The organism is Immundisolibacter sp., from assembly GCF_041625615.1.
Lineage (GTDB): Bacteria > Pseudomonadota > Gammaproteobacteria > Immundisolibacterales > Immundisolibacteraceae > Immundisolibacter.
The window spans coordinates 1-2,453 of sequence record NZ_JBFJTF010000211.1; the positions used below are offsets into that span (position 1 = coordinate 1).

Annotated in this window: 4 protein-coding genes and 1 pseudogene; all 5 read right to left on the reverse strand. The window is 70.0% G+C overall.

Features of this window, described 5'->3' with window-relative positions; all coding sequences use genetic code 11:
* Positions 1-253 (reverse strand): annotated as a pseudogene (locus ABYX71_RS11520) (hypothetical protein); the annotation flags it as partial.
* Positions 250-1,299 carry a nucleotidyltransferase family protein gene (locus ABYX71_RS11525; RefSeq protein WP_372696637.1) on the reverse strand — a complete coding sequence of 350 codons (1,050 nt, stop codon included), beginning with the start codon at positions 1,297-1,299 and terminating at the stop codon, positions 250-252. The gene ABYX71_RS11525 and the pseudogene ABYX71_RS11520, both read right to left, overlap by 4 nt.
* A 114-nt stretch (positions 1,300-1,413) precedes the next feature.
* Positions 1,414-1,551 (reverse strand): hypothetical protein, encoded by a 138-nt coding sequence (locus ABYX71_RS11530; RefSeq protein ID WP_372696638.1) that lies wholly within the window; start codon positions 1,549-1,551, stop codon positions 1,414-1,416.
* A gap of 77 nt (positions 1,552-1,628) precedes the next feature.
* Positions 1,629-1,796 carry a hypothetical protein gene (locus ABYX71_RS11535; protein ID WP_372696639.1) on the reverse strand — a complete coding sequence of 56 codons (168 nt, stop codon included), beginning with the start codon at positions 1,794-1,796 and terminating at the stop codon, positions 1,629-1,631.
* Between the two features lie 81 nt (positions 1,797-1,877).
* The coding region (locus ABYX71_RS11540) for an asparagine synthase-related protein (protein WP_372696640.1) at positions 1,878-2,453 on the reverse strand (576 nt) is incomplete at its 5' end.

Here is a 2,453-nt window from a genome sequence, read left to right on the forward strand (position 1 = left end):
CGACCAGTGCCACGCACAGCGCCAGCACCGGGCCCAGCTGGCCGGGGATGCCGACCGCCGTCAGCAGGTCGCCGAACCGACCGCTGGGCGGCGCGGAGCCTTGCAGCAGTTGCAGGGCCGGGACGAACACCAGCAGCGACACGCCCTCGGTCAGGCCGGCGGCCAGCAGCAGCGCCAGGCTGGTGGCCACCTCGCGTGGGTTGTTGGCCAGCAGCTCGCCGGCAAAGGCGCGCAGGGCGTGCCGCAGCTTCATGTCCGGGCCAGCCGTGCCTGGTGCTCGTGTCGGGCGCGCAGGAGCAGCTCCCAGGCCCAGAACCGCAGGCTGGCGCGCTGGGACAGCGCCGTGATCAGGGACGAGCACGTGCGCCGGGTCGGGTTGCCGTTGGCGTCCCGGGCGCACCACAAGGTTTCCAGTGCAAACGCGATCAGGCGCCGCTGGCGCGCGGACCGGGTGGACAAGGCGTGCGCCCAGGAAGGCGCCGTGGCGCCCAGCAAACGGTCGGCGAGCAACAGCGCCTGCGCCAGTGGCAGCAGGACGCCCAGCCGGACAGCCGTCTGGCGGATTGCTTCCAGGAATGTCGGCGTGGCGGCCCGCGTGACGGCGGCGATGTCGCACACCCACAGCAGCCGAAACCAGCCGTGGCGGCAGCCGTGGGTGCTCAGGTAGAGCAGTTCGGTCACCTGGTCGAGCACCGGCACTGTCGCGCCGCCGAGCACGAGTGTGTCGGCACGGGCGAGCACGGTGGCGGTCGGGAGATCCAGCAGGTGGGGGTTCGGGTGCAGGCGGTGGTGCAGTTCCAGGGTCAGGCCGGCGGGGCCGGTATAGCGCTGCTCGTGCCAGTAGCGTGGAGGCGGCAGGGGGGCGTCGTCCCGCGCCCCGTGGCGTTTCCAGCCGACCTGGCGCAGGGCGGTGTCCGCCGCCGTGGTGTCGCCGGGTGCCACCAGGATGTCGATGTCGCCCACCTGGCGGGCGGCCAGGTCGCCATAGTGACGCAGTGCCATCGGCACGCCCTTGAGTACGCACCACCGGATGCGGGCGGCGTCGAACGCGGCGCCGGTGGCGACGATGTGCGCCACGCTGGTCAGCGCGCGGCTGGCGTTGGCGGCTTGGGCGGCGAGCAGCGGTGCCTGCAGTGGCGCCAGTTGGGGGAAGCGGCGGACCCGTTCGACGGCCAGGGGCGCCACGCCGTGCGCAAGCAGCGCGTCCAGGAGGTGTTGGGTGTTGGCCGGCGGCATGGCGCCGGGGGTGTCCGCGCGCGTGCAGTGGGACGGTGCGCTCAGTGCGAGCAGCCATGACACCGTATCCCGCGTCAATGCACCCGCCATGCTGGAGGACCGGAAAAGGAGGGGGCGACGGACGTCACCCCCGTGGTGGCGACTAGGGCCTAGGTAACGCCAGGGAGAACCAGGGGCTCAGGGAATCGATGGGTTGGGGAAGGCGTTGTTGGCCTGGAGACCGTTGTCGGAATTCAGCAGCGTTGCACCGAACGTGCGCGACACGTCCAGCCGTTCGACGCGTGGTGTCTGCCATGGAATGCGCAGGTCGTTCATGGGTCATCCTCCGTACGTTTGAAAAACGCGATAAGCAAAGCCTTTGAATCATTCCGCCCGGCAGGCGTTTGCGCTGATCAGGAACAGATCGCGTTCGGATTGCAGCCGGCGTTGGAGGTGTTGTTGGCGTGGCTGTCGGCACCACCGGGGTTGCCCCCAGCGGTATGGGCGAGGTGCAGCGCCTCACAGCGCGGCGTCGCCCATACCTTGCGGTGTGTGGCGAGGGTCTGTTCTTTTGCCTGCATGGGTGTCTCCCGAATGAATCCCGAAACGGTGATGAGCCTAAAGGAACGACCGTGACAGATTGACGACGCATGCACGGTCGGTCAGGCCCGGCTGCGGCGCGTCGGGGCGTCGCTGTCGGCGGTTCGTGCCCGTTCGTAGTGATGCAAGAAGCACGCCATGCTGTGCCCGCGCACGATCACGCATTGCGCCTCAAGAGACCAGCGGTCTACCGGCACCTCCCCTGTGAGGGTCTCGAACGCGGCGTCCAGCGCCGTGAAATCGATGTACTGGGCCGCAAGCCGGCCAGCCCTGGCAGGCGCCACGCGCGTCAGGATGGCGTCGCGCTCGCGCTGGACCCGGGCGTGGAAGTCCGGCAGGAACGCGCCCTTGTCGGTGCGCGTGCGGATGGTTTCGGGAATCAGGCCGTTACCAATGGTGCGTACCAGGGCACGTCCGAAACCGTTTTGGTGCAGGGCCTGTGGCGGTGCCGACAGGCACAGCGTGACGATCTGGCGGTCCCACAGCGGGCTGCGGTGGCTCATGTCGAGCCAGGCGGCGGTGCGGGCGATTTCCTCGCGCAGCCTCGGCCACACCGCGTGGGCCAGGTCGAAGCGCTGCGCCGCGCGCAGCGTCAGTTGCGGCGCGCGGCCGTGCCAGGCGCGGCGGGCACGGCGGGC

Coding starts and splice junctions, on each gene's coding strand:
- ABYX71_RS11530 (WP_372696638.1), bottom strand. CDS start 1,551: ATGAACGACCTGCGCATTCCATGGCAGACACCACGCGTCGAACGGCTG.
- ABYX71_RS11535 (WP_372696639.1), bottom strand. CDS start 1,796: ATGCAGGCAAAAGAACAGACCCTCGCCACACACCGCAAGGTATGGGCG.